The organism is Streptomyces huiliensis (assembly GCF_020037025.1).
In the GTDB taxonomy this organism is placed as follows: Bacteria; Actinomycetota; Actinomycetes; order Streptomycetales; family Streptomycetaceae; genus Streptomyces; species Streptomyces huiliensis.
The window spans coordinates 1-2245 of sequence record NZ_JAIQLH010000044.1; the positions used below are offsets into that span (position 1 = coordinate 1).

Annotated in this window: 3 protein-coding genes; 1 reads left to right on the plus strand and 2 read right to left on the minus strand. The window is 74.4% G+C overall.

Features of this window, described 5'->3' with window-relative positions; genetic code table 11:
• The coding region (locus JNW98_RS10030) for a GlxA family transcriptional regulator (protein WP_223767785.1) at window positions 1-492 on the minus strand (492 nt) is incomplete at its 3' end.
• 170 nt (window positions 493-662) lie between these two features.
• Between JNW98_RS10030 and JNW98_RS10035 the strand changes: the two genes are divergently transcribed.
• Window positions 663-1643, plus strand: a complete 981-nt coding sequence (locus tag JNW98_RS10035) for an NADP-dependent oxidoreductase (protein ID WP_223767786.1) — start codon at window positions 663-665, stop codon at window positions 1641-1643.
• A gap of 84 nt (window positions 1644-1727) precedes the next feature.
• Here the strand turns inward: JNW98_RS10035 and JNW98_RS10040 are convergent, their stop codons facing one another.
• On the minus strand, window positions 1728-2153 hold the full coding sequence (locus tag JNW98_RS10040) for a pyridoxamine 5'-phosphate oxidase family protein (RefSeq protein ID WP_223767787.1): 426 nt from the start codon (window positions 2151-2153) through the stop codon (window positions 1728-1730).
• Between the last annotated feature and the right edge of the window lie 92 nt (window positions 2154-2245).

Here is a 2245-nt window from a genome sequence, read left to right on the forward strand (position 1 = left end):
GGCCACGCCGGCGGAGGTGAGGACGTCGCCGTCGTCGACGAACAGCACGTCGGGGTCGACGCGGACGGTGGTGAACATCCGCCGCAGCCGGTCGGCCTCGCGCCAGTGGGTGGTGGCCGGGCGGTGGTCGAGCAGCCCGGCGGCGGCCAGGACGTACGCGGCCGTGCAGATGCCCACGACGCGGGTGCCGGGCCGGATGGCGGCCAGCGCCGCGCGCAGCGCGTCCGGCAGCCTGCCCTCCTCCCGGATCGGGCCCAGGGCGTGGGAGGGCGGGACGACCACGGTGTCGACGGCGGCCAGCAGCGAGGCGTCGTGCGCGACGGTCAGCCCGTAGTCGGCCTCCGTCCGCACCGGGCCGCCGTCGAGGCTGCAGGTGGCGACGGAGTAGAGCGGATCCCCGGCCGCGTCCCGGGCGGCGCCGAAGACGCGGCCGGGTATGCCTAGTTCGAAGGGGACGACCCCGTCCAGGGCCAGGATGCCTACGCGGTGCATGGCCGGATCTTTTCAGGCCGTGGCCATCAGGCCACTACTGGGTGCTCGGGGGGCGCGGCAGCCTGGTGGACGTGCAGGGGAGCCGCCCCGCACCTGATGAACCCCACACCTCACACCTCACACCTCACGTCTCACGTCTCACACCCCACCCTTGAGGAACGGACCCCGACATGACCCTCACCCCTGCCCCCACCCCCACCCCCGCCACCATGCGCGCCGTCTCGGTCGACGGTCCCGGTGGCCCCGACGTCCTCAGGGTCGTCGAGACGGCCCGCCCCCGGCCCGGCCGGGGCGAGATCCTGGTCCGGGTGCACGCGGCGGGAGTGAACCCGGCCGACTGGAAGACGCGCGCCCGGGGCGTGTTCGCCGACGGCACCGAGCCCCCGTTCGTCCTCGGCTGGGACGTCTCGGGCGTCGTGGAGGAGACCGGCGCCGGCGTGACCCTCTTCCGGCCGGGCGACGCGGTGTTCGGCATGCCGCGCTTCCCGCACCCGGCCGGCGCCTACGCCGAGTACGTGACCGCCCCGGCCCGCCACTTCGCCCCGCGCCCCCGGGGCCTGGACCACCTCCACGCCGGTGCCCTGCCGCTGGCCGGGCTCACCGCCTGGCAGGCCCTGGTCGACACCGCCGGCGTCCGGCCCGGACAGCGCGTCCTCGTCCACGCGGCCGCCGGGGGCGTCGGCCACCTGGCCGTCCAGATAGCCAAGGCCCGGGGCGCGTATGTGATCGGCACCGCCAGTGCCGGCAAGCACGACCTGCTGCGCTCCCTCGGCGCCGACGAACTCGTCGACCACCGCACCCAGGACGTCACCGAGGCCGTCCGCGACGTGGACGTGGTCCTCGACGGCCTCGGCGGCGACAGCTGGGCCCGCTCGCTGCGCACCCTGCGCCCGGGCGGGACGCTCGTCTCGATCCTGCCTCCGGACGACGCCTTCCCCCGCGCGGAGGCCGAGGCGGCCGGGGTGCGCGCGGTGTTCATGCTCGTCGAGCCCGACCACGCGGGGTTGCGCGAGCTCGCGGCGCTGGTCGAGGCCGGACGGCTGCGGGTGGTCCTGGACCGCGTGTTCCCGCTCGCGGAGGCCGCCGCCGCGCACCGGCTGGGGGAGACGGGCCGCACCACCGGGAAGATCGTCCTCTCCGTCACGCCCTGAGGGACGGCGTCCCTTAAGGGGCCTGGCCTTACGGGTCCGGCCCTAGGGATCCGCCCTTACGGGTCCCGCCCCTACGGGTCCCGGTCAGAAACCGCCCAGGTCGGCGGAGATCCAGTGCTCCGGCCGCATGAAGATGAGCGCGTGCCCGCCGAGCCGCTCCCGGTCGTACGCGACGAACGCGTCGACCTTGTCCGCCGGGAGGTACCGGGCGGCCATCTCCCGGGACCGCTCCGGACTGTCCTCCTCCGTCCGGACCACCGGCCCCTCGACGGAGACGTACCGCACGGTCGGCTCCGCCCGCTGCACCATCAGGCCGAACCGCCCGGCCGCCCGGATCGCCCGCGCCTTCCGGGAGTCGGGCCCGGTCCGTACCCAGAGCTCGCCACCCGGCGTGTACTGGTACCAGATGGGAACGGTCAGCGGCGCGCGATCCGGCCGTTCGACCACCGACAGCGCACCGATGTGCGGCTCCGCCAGAAACAGCTGTCGTTCTCGCATCGTCAGTGTCATACACCCGACCCTAACGACGGCCGGCGGTACGGGGACCGCGACGTTCCCGGCGAGTTTCGAACGGAACCCTCAGCTTGTTCTTTATCTACCAA

Coding starts and splice junctions, on each gene's coding strand:
- JNW98_RS10035 (WP_223767786.1), top strand. CDS start 663: ATGACCCTCACCCCTGCCCCCACCCCCACCCCCGCCACCATGCGCGCC.
- JNW98_RS10040 (WP_223767787.1), bottom strand. CDS start 2,153: ATGACACTGACGATGCGAGAACGACAGCTGTTTCTGGCGGAGCCGCAC.